This window comes from Actinomadura pelletieri DSM 43383 (assembly GCF_003634705.1).
Taxonomy (GTDB): domain Bacteria; phylum Actinomycetota; class Actinomycetes; order Streptosporangiales; family Streptosporangiaceae; genus Spirillospora; species Spirillospora pelletieri.
In genome coordinates this window covers 298,345-318,007 of record NZ_RBWU01000007.1, presented here as the reverse complement: position 1 = coordinate 318,007, position 19,663 = coordinate 298,345, and the positions used below count along the sequence as shown (strand labels likewise).

The 19,663-nt window shown below is 72.2% G+C and carries 19 protein-coding genes; 11 read left to right on the top strand and 8 right to left on the bottom strand.

Going from position 1 to position 19,663, the window contains the following annotated elements; genetic code table 11:
- Positions 1–3: 3 nt before the first annotated feature.
- Both hemQ and hemG read right to left on the bottom strand, forming a co-directional pair.
- Entirely contained in the window at positions 4–687 is a 684-nt protein-coding gene (gene hemQ, locus BZB76_RS29685) for a hydrogen peroxide-dependent heme synthase (protein WP_121437728.1), read from the bottom strand.
- Positions 659–2,116 (bottom strand): protoporphyrinogen oxidase, encoded by a 1,458-nt coding sequence (gene hemG, locus BZB76_RS29680; RefSeq protein ID WP_121437727.1) that lies wholly within the window; start codon positions 2,114–2,116, stop codon positions 659–661. The genes hemQ and hemG overlap by 29 nt, the downstream gene beginning before the upstream one ends.
- A gap of 136 nt (positions 2,117–2,252) precedes the next feature.
- Here hemG and BZB76_RS29675 point away from each other — a divergent pair, with 136 nt between their 5' ends.
- Positions 2,253–3,206 (top strand): DUF4349 domain-containing protein, encoded by a 954-nt coding sequence (locus BZB76_RS29675; RefSeq protein WP_121437726.1) that lies wholly within the window; start codon positions 2,253–2,255, stop codon positions 3,204–3,206.
- 843 nt (positions 3,207–4,049) lie between these two features.
- Here the strand turns inward: BZB76_RS29675 and hemE are convergent.
- Entirely contained in the window at positions 4,050–5,066 is a 1,017-nt protein-coding gene (hemE, locus tag BZB76_RS29670) for a uroporphyrinogen decarboxylase (protein ID WP_281273926.1), read from the bottom strand.
- Positions 5,067–5,213: 147 nt separating this feature from the next.
- Between hemE and BZB76_RS29665 the strand changes: the two genes are divergently transcribed.
- From BZB76_RS29665 to BZB76_RS29655, 3 genes are all read left to right on the top strand, one after another.
- Positions 5,214–5,423, top strand: a complete 210-nt coding sequence (locus BZB76_RS29665) for a hypothetical protein (protein ID WP_121437725.1) — start codon at positions 5,214–5,216, stop codon at positions 5,421–5,423.
- A gap of 168 nt (positions 5,424–5,591) precedes the next feature.
- Positions 5,592–6,158 (top strand): DUF3000 domain-containing protein, encoded by a 567-nt coding sequence (locus BZB76_RS29660; protein WP_117402296.1) that lies wholly within the window; start codon positions 5,592–5,594, stop codon positions 6,156–6,158.
- A gap of 160 nt (positions 6,159–6,318) precedes the next feature.
- The gene (locus BZB76_RS29655; protein WP_121437724.1) at positions 6,319–7,653 is read left to right on the top strand and encodes a ribonuclease D; all 1,335 of its coding nucleotides are present in this window, start codon (positions 6,319–6,321) and stop codon (positions 7,651–7,653) included.
- Between the two features lie 31 nt (positions 7,654–7,684).
- Here the strand turns inward: BZB76_RS29655 and BZB76_RS29650 are convergent, their stop codons facing one another.
- The 5 genes from BZB76_RS29650 to BZB76_RS29630 form a co-directional block, all read right to left on the bottom strand.
- Positions 7,685–8,047 (bottom strand): hypothetical protein, encoded by a 363-nt coding sequence (locus BZB76_RS29650; RefSeq protein ID WP_121437723.1) that lies wholly within the window; start codon positions 8,045–8,047, stop codon positions 7,685–7,687.
- 84 nt (positions 8,048–8,131) lie between these two features.
- Positions 8,132–9,352 (bottom strand): ABC transporter permease, encoded by a 1,221-nt coding sequence (locus BZB76_RS29645; RefSeq protein WP_420534832.1) that lies wholly within the window; start codon positions 9,350–9,352, stop codon positions 8,132–8,134.
- A complete protein-coding gene (locus BZB76_RS29640; RefSeq protein WP_121437722.1) occupies positions 9,349–10,041 on the bottom strand; it encodes an ABC transporter ATP-binding protein in 693 nt (230 codons plus the stop codon). The genes BZB76_RS29645 and BZB76_RS29640 overlap by 4 nt, the downstream gene beginning before the upstream one ends.
- Positions 10,038–11,081 carry a peptidoglycan-binding protein gene (locus tag BZB76_RS29635; RefSeq protein ID WP_246007299.1) on the bottom strand — a complete coding sequence of 348 codons (1,044 nt, stop codon included), beginning with the start codon at positions 11,079–11,081 and terminating at the stop codon, positions 10,038–10,040. Before BZB76_RS29635 ends, BZB76_RS29640 begins: the two co-directional genes overlap by 4 nt.
- Positions 11,078–11,410, bottom strand: coding sequence for a hypothetical protein (locus BZB76_RS29630; RefSeq protein ID WP_121437720.1), 333 nt, complete (start codon positions 11,408–11,410; stop codon positions 11,078–11,080). The genes BZB76_RS29635 and BZB76_RS29630 overlap by 4 nt, the downstream gene beginning before the upstream one ends.
- Between BZB76_RS29630 and BZB76_RS29625 the strand changes: the two genes are divergently transcribed.
- The 7 genes from BZB76_RS29625 to BZB76_RS29595 all read left to right on the top strand — a co-directional run bounded on the left by BZB76_RS29625 (position 11,409) and on the right by BZB76_RS29595 (position 19,636).
- Positions 11,409–11,651, top strand: coding sequence for a hypothetical protein (locus tag BZB76_RS29625; RefSeq protein WP_121437719.1), 243 nt, complete (start codon positions 11,409–11,411; stop codon positions 11,649–11,651). The genes BZB76_RS29630 and BZB76_RS29625 overlap by 2 nt on opposite strands.
- Before the next feature lie 85 nt (positions 11,652–11,736).
- A complete protein-coding gene (locus tag BZB76_RS29620; RefSeq protein ID WP_121437718.1) occupies positions 11,737–12,633 on the top strand; it encodes an NHL repeat-containing protein in 897 nt (298 codons plus the stop codon).
- A gap of 89 nt (positions 12,634–12,722) precedes the next feature.
- Positions 12,723–13,385, top strand: a complete 663-nt coding sequence (locus BZB76_RS29615; RefSeq protein ID WP_121437970.1) for a response regulator transcription factor — start codon at positions 12,723–12,725, stop codon at positions 13,383–13,385.
- Positions 13,386–13,396: 11 nt separating this feature from the next.
- Complete coding sequence (locus BZB76_RS29610) at positions 13,397–14,644, top strand: sensor histidine kinase (protein ID WP_246007298.1); 1,248 nt, start codon at positions 13,397–13,399, stop codon at positions 14,642–14,644.
- A gap of 52 nt (positions 14,645–14,696) precedes the next feature.
- Entirely contained in the window at positions 14,697–15,899 is a 1,203-nt protein-coding gene (locus BZB76_RS29605; protein ID WP_121437716.1) for a thiolase family protein, read from the top strand.
- Positions 15,896–17,983, top strand: coding sequence for a 3-hydroxyacyl-CoA dehydrogenase NAD-binding domain-containing protein (locus tag BZB76_RS29600; RefSeq protein WP_121437715.1), 2,088 nt, complete (start codon positions 15,896–15,898; stop codon positions 17,981–17,983). The genes BZB76_RS29605 and BZB76_RS29600 overlap by 4 nt, the downstream gene beginning before the upstream one ends.
- Positions 17,984–18,151: 168 nt before the next feature.
- On the top strand, positions 18,152–19,636 hold the full coding sequence (locus BZB76_RS29595) for an amino acid permease (RefSeq protein WP_121437714.1): 1,485 nt from the start codon (positions 18,152–18,154) through the stop codon (positions 19,634–19,636).
- Positions 19,637–19,663: the final 27 nt, after the last annotated feature.

The following is a 19,663-nucleotide window of genomic DNA, read 5'->3' as shown; positions in this document are numbered from 1 at the left end:
GTCCTAGGCGAGGCCGGCGACGAGCTCCGCGACGGACCTGCGACGGCCCGTGTAGAACGGAACCTCCTCGCGGGTGTGGAGGCGGGCCTTCGCCCCCCGCAGATGGCGCATGAGGTCGACGATGCGGTACAGCTCGTCGGCCTCGAACGCCAGCATCCACTCGTAGTCGCCGAGCGCGAACGCCGAGACCGTGTTCGCCCGGACGTCGGGGTACTCGCGGGCCATCATCCCGTGCTCGGCGAGCATGGCCCGGCGCTCCTCGTCCGGCAACAGGTACCACTCGTAGGACCGGACGAACGGGTACACGCACACGTAGGGACGCGGCTCCTCGTCGGCGAGGAACGCCGGGATGTGGCTCTTGTTGAACTCGGCCGGACGGTGCAGCGCCATCTGCGACCACACCGGCTCGCTCGCGCGGCCCAGGTGCGTCCGGCGGAACCGGGTGTAGACCTCCTGGAGGTCGTCGGACGTGGGCGCGTGCCACCAGAACATGTAGTCGGCGTCGGCGCGCAGCCCGGCGACGTCGTAGGCGCCGCGGGTCGTGACGTCCTTCTCGGCGACCTGGTCGAGGAGGTCCTGGACCTCGGCCGCGTCGTGCTCGCCGACCGTTCCGGGGGCGGTGAGCCGGAACACCGACCACATCGTGTAGCGGATGACGTTATTGAGCTCGCGTGCCTTCTGCGCCATGGTCTGCTCCTTCTCGGCTGCGCAGGTCGTCCAATATCCGGGTGGCCGCCGCGCGCGCCGAGGCGATGCAGGCGGGCACGCCCAGGCCGTCGTAGGCGGCGCCCGCGACGGCGAGCCCCGGCTGGTCGGCGACCGCCGCCCGGACCCTGGCCACGCGGTCGGCGTGGCCCACGTTGTACTGCGGAAGCCCGCCGCCCCACCGGGTGACCCGGGTCTCGCCGGGCGGCCCGGTGACGCCGCAGGTCGCGGCCATCTCGGCCACCGCGACGGCCGCCAGCTCCGGGTCCGGCCGCTGGAGCGTGCGCTCCTCGCCGAACCGTCCGATGGAGCAGCGCACCACGACGAGGCCGGGGTCGCGGTCGCGCAGGTGGGGCCATTTCACCGAGCTGAACGTGACGGCCTTGACGCCGCGCCCGCCCCGTTCCGGGTCGCTCTCCACGGCGGGCACGAGGTACCCGCTGCCCTTGGGCAGGCGCGGGAACGCGGCGGCCGGGTAGGCGAGCGTGACGACCGCCATGCTCGCGTACTCGACGGCCGCGAGTTCCCGGGCGGCGGCGGGGACCTCCTCCTTGAGCAGGCGGGACGCGGGCGCCGCCGGGACCGCGATCACCACGGCGTCGGCGTCCAGGTGCTCGGGGTCGCGGGTCGGGCCGATCGTGAGTCGCCAGCCGCCGTCGCGGCGGCGCAGCTCGCGGACGGTCGCGCGGGTCCGGACCGTTCCGCCGGCGGCGACGACGTCGTCCGCGACCAGGCCGGGAAGGGTGCCGAGGCCGCCCGGGAGGGTGGCGAACACCGGTCCGGGGTCCTTGGGGGCCGTGGCCCGGACGCCCTGCGCGGCGCCGATCAGCGAGCGGTGGGTGCGCGCGGCGGTGGCGACGGCGGGCAGCGTCGACTCGAACGACAGCAGTTCGACCCGTCCGGCGAACACGCCGCCGAGCAGCGGCTCGACGAGCCGGTCGACTACCTCGCGGCCGAGCCGGGCGCCGATGAACGCGGCGACGGACACATCGCCGCCGAGCGGCGTCTCGGGCAGGACGAGGTCGAGCGGGACCCGTGCCAGCCCGGCCGGGGACAGCACCCGCGACGCGGCCAGCGCCCGCAGGTCGGACGGGACGCCCATCACCTGCCCGGACGGGAACCGCCGGAGGGCGCCACGGCTGAGGATCGCGGAGGAGGTGGTGCCGGGGACGCGCAGATCGTCGTCATGGCCGAGGTCGCGGACGAGGTCGAGCGCCTCGGGCCGGCGGGTGAGGACCGCCTCGGCGCCCTCGTCCACCGGGAGTCCGGCGATCTCGCTGACGCGCAGCTTCCCGCCGATCAGCGGGGAGCCCTCCAGCACGGTCACGCGAACGCCGCCCCGGGCCAGCTCGCGCGCCGCGGTGAGGCCCGCGATGCCGCCCCCGACGACGACGGCATGGGACGTGGACATGTCCCAAGCCTCCCAGACGCCCCGGCGGATCGCGCACCGGGGCCCGCCCGCGCCGTGACGGCGGTGTGCCCCGTTCGTTCCCCGATCGCGACGCCGCCACGGGAACGGTGACCCGGGTCACCGCCGTCCAACGCCCATGCGGATCGTCAGAAAAGCGGCATACGCCCTGGCCGTTCTCGCACTCGCCGGATCACTGTCCGCCTGCGGTGGCGACGGTGACTCCCACGAGTCGAAGGCCGTGGACCAGGGAGGCGGCGGCCGGGCGCCCGCGGCCACGGACGGCGGCCTCCGGCAGGAGGGCCGCGCCCAGGAGGGCGCACCGGGCCGGCCCCGAAACCGGAGGGCGCCGAACTCGCCCCCGGTCAACGGACGTGAGGTCGTCCACATGGCGAGCCTTCGGGTCAAAGCGAACGATGTGGAGGCCGCCGCCGCCAAGGCCAAGCAGTTGGTCACGGCGGTGGGCGGCTATGTGGAACGGGAGTCCAGCTCCACCGACCCCGCCCGCTCCGAGATCGCCCTGAAGATCCCGGCCACCCAATACACGGGCGTGCTGAACCAGCTCGCCACGCAGCTCGGGAAGAAACTCTCGCTGACCCAGGAGGCCGAGGACGTCACGGGCGAGGTCGCGGACGTGCAGGCCCGGGTCCGCTCCGCCGAGGCGACACTCGCGTCGTTCCGCAAGCTGCTCGAACGGGCGAACTCCGTCAGCGAGATCATCAACATCGAGAACGAGATCGCGGAACGGGAGGCCGATCTGGAGGCCCTCCAGGCCCGCGAGAAGACACTCAAGCACCGCACGGCGTTCGCGACCGTGACCGTGACCGTGGTGAGCGAGGTCACCCGGCCCACCGAGGACGACGACCGCGGCGGGTTCGTCGGCGCGCTCGACGACGGCTGGGACGCCTTCACCGCGTTCCTCGGCGGCATCGCCGTCCTCGCGGGCTGGCTCCTGCCCTTCCTCGTCGCCGCGACCCTGCTCGCCGTCCCCGTGGTGCTGTTCCGCCCCCGCCTTCGCACCCACTTCGGCACGGCCCGGACCAGGTTCAGGCGCACAAAGCCCACGGAGGAGGCCCCGCCGCCGTCCACGTAAGCCAGAATCACTTTCGAGGCCCCTCAGCCCGCACGCGAACGCGTCACCTGCCCGGTGCAGCAAAGCCGAAGGCAAGCGAAACCGGGCAGATCGCGAAGCGATGCGCGTCCGCCCCACGAACGGTCACGCAGCGAGCCGCCAGGCGAGCGCAGTGGGCCGGGCCTGCCAAAAGTACAGCGACCTCAGCCCGCACGCGAACGCGTGACCCGCCCGGCGGAGCGAAGCCGAAGGCGAGCGGAACCGGGCAGATCGCGAAGCGATGCCGCGTTCGCCCCACGAACGGTCACGCAGCGAGCCCTAGGCGAGCGCAGTGGGCCGGGCCTGCCAGAAGTACAGCGACCTCAGCCCGCACGCGAACGCGTTACCCGCCCGGCGGAGCGACGCCGAAGGCGAGCGGAACCGGGCAGATCGCGAAGCGATGCGCGTCCGCCCCACGAACGGTCACGCAGCGAGCCCTAGGCGAGCGCAGTGGGCCGGGCCTGCCAGAAGTACAGCGACCTCAGCCCGCACGCGAACGCGTTACCCGCCCGGCGGAGCGACGCCGAAGGCGAGCGGAACCGGGCAGATCGCGAAGCGATGCGCGTCCGCCCCACGAACGGTCACGCAGCGAGCCCTAGGCGAGCGCAGTGGGCCGGGCCTGCCAGAAGTACAGCGACCTCAGCCCGCACGCGAACGCGTTACCCGCCCGGCGGAGCGACGCCGGAGGCGAGCGGAACCGGGCGGATCGCGAAGCGATGCGCGTTCGCCCCAGGAACGGTCACGTAGCGAGCCGTAAGGCGAGCGAAGTGGGCCGTTCCTGCAATAAACACAGCCGCCAGGCGAGCGCAGTGGGCCGTTCCTGGATTAAACAGAATGGACGAAGTCGACGAGGCGGGCCAGGACGTCGGGGTCCGTGGACGGGAGGACGCCGTGGCCGAGGTTGAAGATGTGGCCCTCGGCGGTGCGGCCGCGGGTGAGCACGTCGAGGGCCCGGCGCTCCACGGTCTCCCAGGGGGCGAACAGGATCGCCGGGTCGAGGTTGCCCTGCAGGGCCTTGCCGGGGTCGACGCGGCGGGCGGCCTCGTCCAGCGGCACCCGCCAGTCGACGCCGACGACGTCCGCGCCGGCCTCGCCCATCAGGCCGAGCAGTTCGCCCGTTCCGACGCCGAAGTGGATGCGCGGGACGCCGAGCGACTCGATCTCGGCGAAGATGCGGCGGGTGTGGGGCAGCACGGACTCGCGGTAGTCGTGCGCGGCGACGGCGCCCACCCACGAGTCGAACACCTGTACCGCGCTCGCCCCCGCCGCGACCTGGATCTTCAGGAACGCGATCGTGAGGTCGGCGAGCCGGCCCATCAGGGCGGACCACAGCCGTGGCTCGCCGTACATCATGGCCTTGGTGCGCTCGTGGTTCTTCGACGGCCCGCCCTCGATCAGGTAGGACGCCAGCGTGAACGGGCCGCCCGCGAAGCCGATCAGCGGTGTGGTGCCCAGCTCGCCGACCAGGCCCTCGACGGCCTCGGTCACGTAGGGGACGTCGTCGGGGACGAGGGGACGCAGCGCGGCGAGATCGGCCGCGTCGCGGATCGGGTCGGCGATGACCGGCCCCACGCCCGGTTTGATGTCGAGGTCCACGCCGATGGCCTTCAGCGGCACCATGATGTCGCTGAAGAAGATCGCCGCGTCCACCGCGTACCGGCGCACCGGCTGCATCGTGATCTCGACGATCATGTCGGGCCGGGCGCAGGACTCCAGCATCGGGACGCCCTCGCGGACGCGCAGGTACTCGGGGAGTGAACGGCCGGCCTGCCGCATGAACCACACCGGCGTGTGCGGCACCGGACGTCGGCGGCACGCCAGCAGGAAGGGACTCTCTGTCACCTTGCGATCGTCCCATGAATCGAGGGTGAGAAAGCACGGGAACGGCGCCCGGAGCGGTATGAACTTCCGGACACGCCGAGCGAAGTCCCGCATTCTGTCACCGCCGCGTGCGAACGTGATGCGTGTCATAGCCGAGGGAGGTCCCCCTTGTACTGCTCCACCTGCGGTGATGAACGTGAGTTCGAGCAGCCGCCGTGTCCGGACGGCCACGGCGAGGAGTGCCCCGAGCGCGCCTGCGTGGAGTGCGGTGCCGCCGTGCTGGTCGGCTCGCCGCCGATCACGTCCGCGACCGCGCCCGCCGCAGGATCCGTTCCAGGACCGCCCGCCCCCGCGGCCACCGTGCGGGCCGTGGCCTGACCGGCCCGCCCCCGAGACGAAATCAGCTGTGCCGTGCCTGCTTCCCCTCCGCGCCCCTCAGTCGCCGCCCTCTCCGCCCGGGGCGGCGCGCCGCCACGGGCCCGTCATCCCGACCACCGACCCGAACCACGCCCCCGTACACGCCACCGCGACCAGGCCGGTCCTTCCATGAACCCACCTGCCTTCCAGCGGGCCCTCGACACCCTCCAGGCGATCCTGGCCGGTCCCGGTGTCCGGCCGGAGCTCGACCTGGAGGAGATGCCCGCGCCGCAGAGCCTGGCGCCCTACGCGGCGGCCATGTCCGGCAGCGTCTACCGTGACGACGACACCGAGGTCGCCATGGGCCGCCTCATCGTCCTGTACGACCCGGACGGCCGCGGCGGCTGGACGAACGACTTCCGGATCGTCGCCTACATCCGCGCCGATCTGGAGCCCGACATCGCCGCCGACGAGCTGATCGGCTCCGTCGCGTGGGACTGGCTGCTGGAGGCGCTGGAGCCCGCGGGGTACGCGGGCGTCTCCGGGACGATCACCCGTGCGGTGTCGGAGAGCTTCGGCGACAAGCGCGGCGAGCCGTCCACCACCGAGCTGGAGTTGCGGGCGTCCTGGTCCCCGACGGGCGACGATCTCGCCCCGCATGTGGCGGCCTGGTGCGAGGTGATGTGCACCACGGCGGGGCTGCCGCCGTCCGGTGTCGCCGCGCTACCGGACCGCCCTGGCGGGGCCGGCGGCTGAGCGACGTACGGTAGGGGACGTGAGCACGGCGTCCGATTCGGCGCTCGAGATCGGGGCGGCGGCGGAGGAGCACGCGGAAGCAGACGGCCCTTCTCGTCCGCCGGTGTCCCGGTTGTCTCGCAGGGCTCGTCGATCCGAAGATGAAAAAGGTTCAGTGGGAGTGTCCGAAACGCGCGCCACCGGTCCCGAGCGGGAGACCGGTGCGGAGAACACCGCGAAGCGGTCCGGGACCGTTCCAGCACAGGCCGCCCCGCGGCCGAACGCCGAGGGCGGGGCCGGTCCCCCGGCCGTCCCGTTGCTGGAACCGCGCGAGGGCGTGCCACCCGTGATCACCGGCGCCGCCGAACTGGAACGTGTCATCGCGGCGTTCGCGGCGGGCACGGGGCCGGTCGCGGTCGACGCCGAGCGCGCGTCCGGCTACCGGTACGGGCAGCGCGCCTACCTGATCCAGCTGCGCCGCGCGGGGTCCGGCACGGCCCTGATCGACCCGATCGAGCTGCCCGACCTGTCGGGTCTGGACGCCGTGCTCGCCGACACCGAGATGGTGCTGCACGCCGCCAACCAGGACCTGCCCTGCCTCGCCGAGGTCGGGCTCGTGCCGCGCCGGCTGTTCGACACCGAATTGGCGGGGCGGCTGCTCGGCTACCCGCGCGTCGGGCTCGGATCCATGGTCGAGAACGTGCTGGGGTACGTGCTGGAGAAGGGGCACTCGGCGGCCGACTGGTCGACGCGTCCCCTCCCGGAGGACTGGCTGCGCTATGCCGCGCTGGACGTCGAGCTGCTGGTCGAGCTGCGCGACGCGCTGCACGCGGAGCTGACGGCCGCGGGCAAGCTGGAGTGGGCGCTGGAGGAGTTCGCCGCGATCCTGACGACGCCGCCGAAGCCGCCGCGGGCGGATCCGTGGCGCCGCACGTCCGGCATCCACCGCGTGCGGAACCGGCGGGCGCTCGCCACGGTCCGGGAGATCTGGGAGGCCCGTGACAAGATCGCCCGCGAGCGGGATCTGTCGCCCGGCCGGGTGCTCCAGGACGCCGCCATCATCGAGCTGGCGCAACGCGCCCCGCGGACGCCCGCCGAGCTGCAGGCGCTGCCGACGATGCGGGGCCGCGGCGCCCGGCGCCACCAGTCGGCGTGGCTGCGGGCCGTCGCCCGCGCCCGCGAGCTCACCGACCGCGGGCTGCCGGAGTCGACCGTCCCCGGCGACGGGCCGCCGCCCGCGCATCGCTGGGCCGACCGCGACCCGGAGGCCGCCAAGCGCCTCACCGCCGCCCGCGCGGTCGTCGCGGCCCTCGCCGACGAGCATTCGATGCCGTCGGAGAACCTGATACAGCCCGACCTGGTCCGCCGTCTCGCCTGGACGCCGCCGCCGGAGGCGTCCGCCTCGGCCATCGGCGGGGCCCTGCGCGACCTCGGCGCCCGCGAGTGGCAGGTCGCGCTCACCGCCCAGCCCATCGCCCTGGCCTTCCTTCGCCTGGAGCACAAGGGAGACCTCTGAGACCGGCCTCGCAGAGGTCAGGGGCCGGGGTTCAGAGGTCGGGCAGGGGGTCGCGGGGCAGGCTGTCGCGGGCGAAGATCTCGGCGTCGGCCGCGTTGACGACGGCGACGTACTCGTCCTCCAGCTCGAAGTCCGCGCCCGCGAACTCGAAGCACGGCGTCACGTTGGTCTCCACCGGTCCGATGCGGGTACCGCGCGGGTAGCTGCCCCAGACGCTCTTCGGCGTGCTGCGGCTCATCGCGCCGGTGGAGATCACCGCGATCTGGTCGTCGGTGATGACGAAGATGAAGCCCGCGCCGCCGCCGTAGGTCAACGCCGGGAAGATGTAGCGGATCTCCCCGTCGATTCCGAGGAACTCGCGGCAGCGTTCGCGGAGCGGGCGTGACAGCGGCATGACTCGAGCGGCACCTCCCCCGTGCGCGGAACTTCGTCGGGCCCCACCAATCATGCACCGTACCGCCGTGGAGTGGCCAGAGGCTCAGGTGGCGACGAGCGCCACGGTCGGTGGGAGCCGCGCCGCGCGCGTCGCCGGGTAGAGGCCCGCGGCCGCCCCGACGACGAGGGTGGCGGCGAGCGCGCCGCCGAGCGCCCAGCCGGGCACGACCGGCGGCCAGCCCCTCGCCAGCGCGAACCCGGTGGTGACCGCCGCGCCGAGCAGGACCCCGGCGACGCCGCCGAACGCCGACAGCAGCAGCGACTCGGCGAGGAACTGCGTGCGGACCTGCCCGCGCGTCGCGCCGAGCGAACGGCGCAGCCCGATCTCGGGTCGCCGCTCCAGTACCGAGATCACCATCGTGTTGGCGACGCCGACGCCGCCGACGAGCAGCGCGACGGCGCCGAGCCCGAGCAGCAGGCCGGTGAACGCGCCCCTCGCTGCGGCCTTGGCCTCGAGCGCGTCCGAGGGACGGCTGACCTTGACCTCCTCGGGACGCTCGGGGTTGACCGTCCGGGCGAGGACGTTCCGGACGTCGTCGACGGCCTCGTCCGCGGACCGTTCGTAGATCGTCGTGGGATGCCCGTCGAAGCCCAGATGGCGGCGTGCCGCGTCCCAGCCGACGAGCGCCGAGCGGTCGATCTCCGGCGCCAGTTCGGCCCGCCGCAGGACGCCTAGGACGACGAACCACCGCCCGCCGAGCCACACCTGCCCGCCCGCCCGGTGCACCCCGAGGCGGCGTGCCGCCTCGGAGCCGAGCACGACGGCCGGGTGGCGGGAGGTGCCCGCGTTCAGCCAGGCGCCGCTCGACACGGTCACGTCGAGGGTGCCGAGCAGGTCCGTCGTCGCGGCCTGGACGGCGATGCCCTGCGTGATCTCCGTGGGGATCCGGTCGGTGCGGCGGACGGTCGCGTCCACCGTTCCGGTCGCGCCGACCGCCGTGACCGGCCCGATCCGGCGGACCATCTCCGGGGCCGGCTCGGGCAGCGCCGCCTTCTCCCCGAACAGCGTGTCGCCCGGCTGGGCGCGCAGCAGGTTCGTGCCGAGCCGGTCGAGGCGGCGCAGCAGGTCCTGCTCGGCGGACGAGGAGATCCCGATGACCGCGACCATGGTGGCGATCCCGATGGCGATGCCGAGCGCGGACAGCACCGCTCTCGCCGGACGGGTCCGCAGCCCGCCGAGGCCGACGCGGACGACGTCACCGGCACCGAGGCGCGCGGGCCGCAGGCCGGGGTCCGTCGCCGCCCTCTCCTTCACGGTGTTCACCGGGTGGCCTCCGTTCGTTCGTCGGCGACGATCCGGCCGTCGAGGACACGGACCCGGCGCGGCGCCCCGGCGGCGACGTCCGGGTCGTGCGTGATGATCGCCACGGTGGTGCCGGCGCGGTTCAGCTCGTGCAGCAGCGCCAGCACCTCGGCGCCCGCCGCGGAGTCGAGGTTGCCGGTCGGCTCGTCCGCCAGCAGCAGGTCGGGGTCGCCGACCACCGCCCGCGCCACGGCGACCCGCTGCCGCTCGCCGCCCGACAGCTCGTGCGGCCGGTGCGCGGTCCGGTGGTCGAGACCGACCCGGGCGAGGGCCTCCCTCGCCCGTTCCCGCCGCTCCCCCGGCCGGGACCCGCAGTAGAGGAGGCCGTCGGCGACGTTGTCGAGGGCGCTCACACCGGCGGCGAGGTGGAAGTGCTGGAAGACGAACCCGATGTGGCGGGCGCGTAGCGCCGACAGCTCCCGGTCGTTGAGGGCCGCCACCTCGTGACCGGCGACCCGCACGGTTCCGTGGGAGGGACGGTCCAGCGTCCCGATCAGGTGCAGGAGCGTCGATTTCCCCGACCCGGACGGCCCGACGATCGCGGCGAGTTCCCCGGCCTCGATCATCAGGTCGACTCCGCGCAGCGCTACGACACCGGCGCCGTACTCCTTGGCCACGCCGGTCAGCTCGACGATGTTCGCAGGCGTCATGTGGCCGCCACCCCGACCTTCACGCCTTCGGCGATGCCGGGGCCGCTGACCTCGACGCGTCCGCCGCCGAACGTCCCGGCGCGCACGGGAACGAGGCGTGTGCGCGGGCCGTCCACGACCTCGACGCCGAAGCCGCCCTCGCGCAGGGCCAGCAGCGCCTCCACCGGCACCGACAGGACGTTCTCGCGCCGCCGGCTCTCCAGTTCGACGCTGACCGGCGCCTCGTCCAGGCGTCCGGTCGCGACGTTCCCGAGGGAGATGTCGACGTCGATCGTGGTCTTCTTCTCCTGCCCCTCCCCGGTCGTCTCCGCGACGCCGCCGACCTTGGTGATCGTTCCGTTGACGGTCGTGCCGCCCGGCAGCTCGACCGTGACCTTCGCGCCCTCACGCGCGAGGTCCTGCCGGTCGGCGTCCAGGTCGACGTGGACGACGCGCCGGGTGCCCGCCACGGTCAGGACGGGCTGTCCCTGCGCCGTCCGTTTTCCTTCCGGCGCCGTGACCTGCCGGACGCGGACGGCTCCGTCCAGGAAGACGACCTGGGCGGCGTCGACCGCGCCGGTCTCGGGGAGCCCGCGGTCGTCCTGCCATTTCCTGACGGCCGCCTCGGTCGCCGCGGTGAACTCGCGGTCCACGGTCATACCGCCGTAGCCGAGGGCCTTGAGGTTGCGTTCGAGTTGCCGGACGTCGTTGCCCGAGGCGCCGTTGCCGAGCGTCCGGTACATGGGGCCGCCGCCGTACATGAGGGTGACCGGTCTGCCGTTCACCGCGAGGAGCGTTCCGCCGCGTTCGACCGTGGCGCCCGGCTTCGGCGCCCATGTCACGACACCGGACGCGCCCGTCCACACCTCGCGGACGTCGTCGTAGGTGAGTTCGCCGTCCACGGTCTCGGTGTCGACGAGATCGCCCCGGGTCACCTCGGCGGTCGCCGGTGGCGTCCGGGGTCCGGCCTCCGCCTCGTCTCCGTCCGCCGACCAGACCAGCGCGCCGCCACCGACCAGCGCCAGGAGGGCCGCGCCGCCCGCGATCACGCGGCGCCTCACTGGCGGATCACCGCGAGATGGGCCTTGCACGCCTCGCGGGCCTTCTCGAACGCGCCCTGGTCGATGCCGCCGGACGGGAACTTGAGCCGGCCGTCCGGGCCCGGGTCGGGAAGGTTCACCCCGTTCTTGCGCATGCACTGCGCGAACTTGACGTACCGGTCACGGACCTTCGGGTCTTCGAGATCGGGGAACTTCCCGCCCGCCTGGAGCCAGGGCCGGCATTTGTGCAGCGCGGCCTCCAGTTTCTTCGGGTCGACCCCTTTGCCGAGCCGCATCGCCTCCAGTTCACCGCTGCCGGGGTCGGGGAGGTCCACGCCGTTCCGCCGCATGCACCGCGCGAATTCGAGCCGCGCGTCCTCCGGCGACAGCGACGTGGTCGGCGAGGGCGGCGCCGTCGCCGATGCCGTCGTCGATGCCGGCGCCGGGGCCGACGCGGACGGTTTCGCCGTCGTTCCGGCGGCCGTGGCGACGTCGTTCCCGTCGTCGCCCGTGCACCCTGCGGTGGCGAGCATCAACGACACGGTGATCATCAAGGTCAATCTTGGGATTCTCATCGTTACCTCTCCGTAGACCGCCCCTATAACACCGCCATAGGGGTTAAAGCAGCATTAGATAGGTCTGGTCGATTTGTGCGTGATACGAGAAGTTTGTCCCCATGTGGTCTCGAATTCTTACCACCGCACTGATCGTCGGCCTTCTGTGTCCGCTGGGAACGTCCGCGCGGGCCGAGACGGCGCCGCCCGACCGGATACCGCTGCCCGCCGGGTTCCAGCCCGAGGGCATCGCGGCCGGTCCCGGGCCGGTGGCGTTCCTCGGCTCGCGGGCGACGGGCCAGATCTACCGGGCTGACCTCACCACCGGCGAAGGAAAGATCATCAACAAGGGGCCGGGAACGCCCTCGCTCGGCATGAAGGTCAAGGACAACAGGTTGTACGTGGCCGGTGGCAGGGCCGGTGACGCGCGGGTCCTGGACACCGAGAGCGGGGAGGTCCTGCAGAGCTTCAAGCTCACGACGAAGACGGCCTTCATCAACGACGTCATCGTCGCCGGCGACGGAGCGTGGTTCACGGACTCGACCAACCAGGCGCTCTACCGGATCCCGCTCGAAGGGTCCGGGCCGGTCAAGACCCTGCCGCTGAGCGGGGACATCGTCTACAAGGAGGGCTTCAACGGCAACGGGATCGCCGTGGCGCCCGACGGACGGTCGCTCATCCTCATGCAGTCCAACGTCGGCAAGGTGTTCAAGGTCGACCCCGAGACCGGCGTCGGGAAGGCGATCGACCTGCACGGCGAGACGCTGACGGCCGGGGACGGCATCCTGGCCGACGGCCGGACCCTGTACGCGGTGCAGAACGCACTCAACTCCGTGGCCGTGATCGAGCTGAACGAGGACGCCACCGAGGGCCGGGTCACCAAGAAGCTGACCGACCCGCGCTTCGACGTTCCGACGACCGTGGCGAAGGCCGGGGACATGCTGTACCTGCCGAACGCGCGGTTCAGCACGCCGCCCACCCCCCAGACCCCCTACGACATCATCGCGATCAAGCCCTAGCCACCCGCTGCGGACGCCGGCGGCCGACGGCCGCCGGCGTCGGCGTCTCCTTACCGGCGTTTAACGTCGCGCCGGTCATGCTCGGCGCCATGCGTGTTCTGATCGTCGAGGACGAGCGGGTGCTCGCGGACGCGATCGCCGACGGGCTCCGCGACGAGGCGATCGCCGTCGACGCGGTGTACGACGGTGACGACGCGTTGGAGCGTGCCTCCCATACCGAGTACGACGTCGTCGTCCTCGACCGGGACCTGCCGACCGTCCATGGCGACGAGGTGTGCCGGGAACTGGTGCGGCTGAAAAGCTCCGCGCGGATCCTGATGCTGACCGCGGCCGGGGACGTGGAGGACCGGGTGGACGGCCTGTCCCTCGGCGCCGACGACTACCTGCCCAAGCCGTTCGTGTTCGGCGAGCTGGTCGCGCGAGTGCGGGCGCTGGCGCGGCGGTCCGCGCCGCCGGTGCCCCCGGTGCTGGAGCGGCGCGGCATCCGCCTCGACCCGTACCGCCGGAGGGTCGCGCGCGACGGGCGGGAACTGCGGCTGACCAACAAGGAGTTCGCCGTGCTGGAGGAGCTGCTGCGAGCGGAGGGCGGCGTGGTGAGCGCCGAACGGCTGCTGGAGCGGGCGTGGGACGAGAACATCGACCCGTTCAGCAACATCGTCCGGGTGACGATGGCGACGCTGCGCCGCAAGCTCGGCGAACCCCCGGTGATCGAGACGGTGACGGGTTCGGGATACCGGTTGGAGGCGCGATGAGGATCCGGCCGGTGCCCAGGGTGAGCGTCCGGACGCGGCTGACGCTCGTGTACGGGTCGCTGTTCCTCGTCACCTCGGCGATCCTGGTCGCGGTGACGTACCTGTTGACCGTCCGGACCATGGACCGGCGCTTCACGGCGAACGACGGCCTGGACCCGACGACCGTCACGAGGCTGCGCAGCGTGGCGGCCACGGGCGACGTCACCGAACTCGTCGCGCTGAAGGAGCGGGCGGACCGGCAGATGGCCCAGCAGAAACGCGACGTGCTGGAGCAGCTTCTACAGAGTTCCCTGGTCACGATGCTCGTTCTCGGCGTCCTCGCCGTGGTGATCGGATACGTGGTGGCGGGGCGGATGCTGCGTCCGTTGCACGCCGTCACGGCGGCGGCGCGGCGACTGTCGGAGAGCAACCTGCACGAGCGGATCGCGCTGGACGGCCCGCAGGACGAGATCAAGGACCTGGCCGACACGTTCAACCGGATGCTGGACCGGCTGAACCGGGCGTTCGACGGCCAGCGCCGCTTCGTCGCCAACGCCTCGCACGAGCTGCGCACGCCGCTCACCATCAACCGGACGGTGCTGGAGGTCGCGCTGGCCAGCCGGAAGAACCCGCCGGAGACCAAGGCGCTCGCGGACGTGCTGCTCGGCAACACGGCCCGCCACGAGCGACTCATCGAGGGGCTGCTCACGCTGGCCCGGTCCGAACGGGATCTCGGCGTCCGGGTGGAGACACCGCTGCCGGACGTGGTGCGCGGCGCGCTCGACCATCTCGACGGGCTGGCCGACGAGGCGGGCGTGGAGGTCGAGGCCCGGCTCGCGCCCGCCGCCGTGTCCGGTGATCCGGTGCTGCTGGAACGCTGCGCGGTGAACCTGCTGGAGAACGCCGTGAAGTACAACGCGCGGGGCGGGCGGCTGTGGGTCCGCACGGGTATGCGGGACGGCTCGGCGTTCCTCCAGGTCGTGAACACCGGCAGGCCCGTCCCGTCCTACGAGGTCGCGGCGATCTACGAGCCGTTCCGTCGGCTGCGTCCGGACCGGTCGCGGGCCGACCGCGACGGGTCCGGCGGCGGAGCGCGGGAGCGGACGGGGTCGGCGGACGGCGCGGGACTCGGCCTGTCGATCGTCCGGGCGGTGGTGGACGCGCACGGCGGGACGATCGAGACCGTCCCCCGGGAGGGCGGCGGCCTGTCGATCACGGTGCGGCTGCCCGTGTCCACGGAGGCGGTGCCCGCGCGTCCCGTCCCGGCAGTCGGTTACTAGCGAGTAGCATTGGGAACGTCTCACCGGAGCCCATCTCAGGGAGGACGATCCCGTGCCTCGCACCGCACGCGACGTCGTGTTCGTCGACGGCGTCCGCACTCCGTTCGGCAAGGCGGGCCCGTTGGGCCTGTACGCGCAGACCCGCGCCGACGACATGGTCGTCCGCGCGATCCGCGAGTTGCTGCGCCGCAACCCGTCCCTGCCGCCCGAGCGGGTGGACGAGGTCGCGATCGCCGCCACCACCCAGACCGGTGACCAGGGCCTCACCATCGGCAGGTCCGCCGCCGTGCTGGCCGGGCTGCCCAAGAGCGTCCCCGGCTACGCGATCGACCGGATGTGCGCGGGCGCGATGACCGCCGTCACCACGTCCGGGGCGGGGATCGCGTTCGGCTCCTACGACGTCGTCATCGCGGGCGGCGTCGAGCACATGGGACGGCATCCGATGGGCGAGGGCGTCGACCCGAACCCGCGGTTCCTCGCCGAGAAGATCGTCGACCCGTCCGCCCTGGTCATGGGTTCGACGGCGGAGAACCTGCACGACCGGTTCCCCGGCATCACCCGGGAGCGCGCGGACGCCTACGCGGTCCGCAGCCAGCGGAAGGTCGCCGACGCCTACGCCGCCGGGAAGATCCAGCCGGATCTCGTGCCCACCGCGGTCCGCTCCGCGGAGAAGGGGTGGGGGCTCGCGACGCGGGACGAGCCGCCGCGTCCCGGCACGACAACGGACGACCTCGCCGCGCTGAAGACGCCGTTCCGCGTGCACGGCAACGTCACCGCCGGGAACGCCGCCGGGCTCAACGACGGCGCCACGGCCTGTCTGCTCGCCGCCGAGGACGTCGCCGCCGAACTCGGCCTCAGCGCGCGGATGCGGCTCGTCGACTTCGCGTTCGCCGGGGTGGAGCCGGAGGTGATGGGCGTCGGGCCCGTCCCCGCCACCGAGAAGCTTCTCGCCCGCAACGCGCTGACCATGGACGACATCGGCCTGATCGAGATCAACGAGGCGTTCGCGGTGCAGGTGCTGGCCTTTCTGGAACACTTCAAGATCGCCGACGATGACGCGCGGGTGAACCCGTGGGGCGGCGCGATCGCCCTCGGCCACCCGCTGGCCTCGTCCGGCGTCCGGCTCATGAACCAGCTGGCGCGTCTGTTCGAGGAGCGCACCGACGTCCGCTACGGACTGACCACGATGTGTGTGGGCATGGGCATGGGCGGAACCGTGCTCTGGGAGAACGTCGACTGGGAGGGCGCCAAGTGAGCAGCCTCGGAGAACTCGTGGCCGACGAGGTCGTCACCCACGCCCACGTGCGGGACGTGACGCTCCCCTACGGCGCGGGCACGCTCGCGCTCATCACGCTCGACAACGGGCACGACCACACCAAGCCCAACACGTTCGGCCCGGGCGGGCTCACCGAGCTGAACGCCGCCCTCGACTCGGTCGCCGGACGCGACGACATCGCGGCCGTCGGCGTCATCGGCAAGCCGTTCATCTTCGCCGTCGGCGCCGACCTCAAGGGCATCCCGCTCATCCGTGGCCGGGACGACGCCCTCGCCATCGCCAGGCTCGGCCACGACGTGTTCCGGCGGCTCGGGGAACTGCACGTCCCGTCGTTCGCCTACTACAACGGCGCGGCGATGGGCGGCGGCGTCGAGATCGGCCTGCACTGCACGTACCGGACGATCTCGTCCGGCGTCCCGGCGTTCGCGCTGCCCGAGACGTTCCTCGGCCTGGTGCCCGGCTGGGGCGGGACGTACCTGCTGCCGAACCTGATCGGCGCGGAGAAGGCGCTCAAGGTCGTCATCGACAACCCCCTCGCCCAGAACCGGATGCTGAAGGGCCCGCAGGCGCACGAGCTGGGCATCGCCGACGCGATGTTCGACCCGGCCGACTTCCTGGAGGAGTCGCTCGCCTGGACGGCCCGGGTCCTCACCGGCGAGATCACCGTCCAGCGGCCCGAGGTCGACAGGGGCAAGGCATGGGACGACGCCGTGGCCATGGCGCGCTGGACCGTGGACGGCAAACTTCACGGCGCGGCACCGTCCTACACGCGGGCCCTGGACCTGATCGAGGCCGCCAAGGACCGCACCCGCGACGAGGGCTTCGCCGCCGAGGACGAGGCGCTCGCCGACCTCATCATGAGCGACGAGCTGCGCGCCGGGCTGTACGCGTTCGACCTCACCCAGAAACGCGCGAAGAAGCCCGCCGGGGCGCCGGACGCGTCCCTCGCCCGCCCGGTCACCAAGGTCGGCGTCGTCGGCGCGGGCCTGATGGCCTCGCAGCTCGCGGTGCTGTTCGCCCGGCGCCTCGAAGTGCCGGTGGTGCTGACCGACCTCGACCGGGAACGGCTCGACAAGGGCGTCGGCCACGCGCACGGCGAGATCGACAAGCTCCTGGCGAAGGGGCGCCTCTCCCCCGACAAGGCCGCCCGGCTCACCTCACTGATCACCGGTTCGCTCGGCAAGGACGCGTTCGCCGACGCCGACTTCGTCATCGAGGCCGTGTTCGAAGAGATGTCGGTCAAACGGAAGGTGTTCGCGGAGGTCGAGGAGCACGTGTCGCCCGAGTGCGTCCTCGCGACCAACACCTCGTCGCTGTCGGTCACCGAGATGGCGTCCGGGCTGCGGCATCCCGAACGCGTCGTCGGCTTCCACTTCTTCAACCCGGTCGCGGTCCTGCCGCTGCTGGAGATCGTCCGGGGCGAACGAACGGACGAGGCGACGCTCGCCACCGCGTTCGCGACCGGCAAGGCGCTGCGGAAGTCGTGCGTGCTGGTCAAGGACGCCCCGGCGTTCGTCGTCAACCGCGTCCTGCTGCGCCTGCTCGCCGAGATCGTCCAGGCCGTGGACGAGGGCACACCGATCGAGACGGCCGAGCGGGCCGCGCGGCCCCTGGGCCTGCCGATGCCGCCGTTCGTGCTGATGGGCCTGGTCGGCCCGGCGATCGCGCTGCATGTGAACGAGACCCTGCACGCCGCGTTCCCCGACCGGTTCCCGCTGTCGGAGAACCTGGCGAAGCTGGTGGCGTCCGGCAAGTCCGGTGTGTACCTGCCCGACTTCACGCTGGATCCCGAGGCCGTGGAGATCTTCGCGGGCGGCGACGAGCCGTCCACCGAACGGCAGGTCCTCGACCGGGCGCTGGCCGCCCTCGCCGACGAGATCCGGATCATGCTGGACGAGGGCGTCGTCGCGGCCCCGCAGGACATCGACCTGTGCATGATCCTCGGCGCGGGGTGGCCCTTCCACCTCGGCGGCGTCACCCCGTACCTGGACCGGACGGGCGTCTCCGAGAAGGTGACGGGCCGCCGTTTCCTGGACCCGGGAGTCGCCTCGCTGCCCGCCTGAGTTCCGTCCACGCCACCCGAAAGAGGCATTCCGAACGATATTCGGAATGCCTCTTTCCGTGCGTCGCCCCACGTAACGGACATGACCTTCCGATGACCTGATCATAAAGTGCGCGCGTGCGGGCATGAGGCCAACGGCGATGTCACCGGACGTGGAAGGGCACCGAGGATGAACCTGCTCCGCACGAAGTCGGTAGAGCAGTCGATCCGTGACACCGAGGCCCCCGAACATCGGCTCCGGCGCGCCCTGTCCGCGCTCGACCTGACCGTGTTCGGCGTGGGCGTGATCATCGGGACGGGCATCTTCGTGCTGACCGGCCAGGTCGCCCGGGACAAGGCCGGGCCCGCGGTCGCGCTGTCGTTCATCCTCGCCGCCGTCGTGTGCGGCCTCGCCGCGCTCTGCTACGCCGAGTTCGCCTCGACCGTCCCCGTCGCCGGGTCGGCGTACACGTTCTCCTACGCCACGCTCGGCGAGTTCCCGGCCTGGATCATCGGCTGGGACCTCATCCTGGAGATGGGCCTGGCCGCGGCGGTCGTCGCCGTCGGCTGGTCCGGCTACTTCGCCGCGCTGCTCGACGACATCGGCATCACGGTCCCGGGGTCCATCGCCGACCCGCCGGGCGAGGGCGGGACGGTCAACGTCCCCGCGATCGCGCTCGTGCTGGCGGTCACCGCGCTGCTCGTGATCGGCATCAAGATCTCCTCGCGGGTCAACGCGATCGTCGTCACGATCAAGGTGGCGGTGGTCCTGCTCGTCATCGTCGCCGGACTGTTCTACGTCAAGGCCGCCAACTACGACCCGTTCATCCCGCCGTCGAAGGCGACCGAGGAGGTCGGCGGCCTCAACGCGCCGCTCATGCAGGTGCTGTTCGGCTTCACACCCGCCACCTACGGCTGGCTCGGCATCTTCTCCGCCCTCGCCATCGTCTTCTTCGCCTACATCGGCTTCGACATCGTCGCCACCGCCGCCGAGGAGGCCAAGCGCCCCCAGCGGGACCTGCCGATCGGGCTCATCGGCTCCCTCGTCATCACCGCGATCCTGTACGCGGCCGTGTCCATCGTCGTCGTCGGGATGCAGAACTACACGCGGCTCAGCACCGACGCACCGCTCGCGGACGCGTTCAAGGCGAACGGGCATCCCGCGTACGCCACCATCATCGACGTCGGCGCCGTCGCCGGACTCATCACCGTCGTGATGATCCTGCTGCTCGGCATGAGCCGGATCCTGTTCGCGATGGCCCGCGACGGTCTCCTGCCCGGCCGGTTGGCGGTCGTCCACCCGCGGTTCGGCACCCCCTACCGGGCCACCGTCCTCATGGGCGGGATCGCCGCCGTGCTCGCCGGGTTCATCCCGCTCGCCGAACTCGCCGAACTCGTCAACATCGGCACGCTGTTCGCGTTCCTCGTCGTCTCGGTCGCCGTGGTGGTGATGCGCCGCACCCGCCCGGACCTGCCGCGCGCGTTCCGGACGCCCTGGGTACCGGTCGTCCCCGCGCTGTCGGTCCTCGGCTGCCTCTTCGTGATGATCAACCTGCCGGTCGAGACATGGCTGCGTTTCCTGGCGTGGATGGTCGTCGGCATCGCCGTCTACGCCCTGTACGGGGTCCGGAACAGCAATCTGCAGCGCTCCACCGGAACGCGGGCGAAGAACTGACGTCCCGCCCCGGTCCGCCATGTGGGC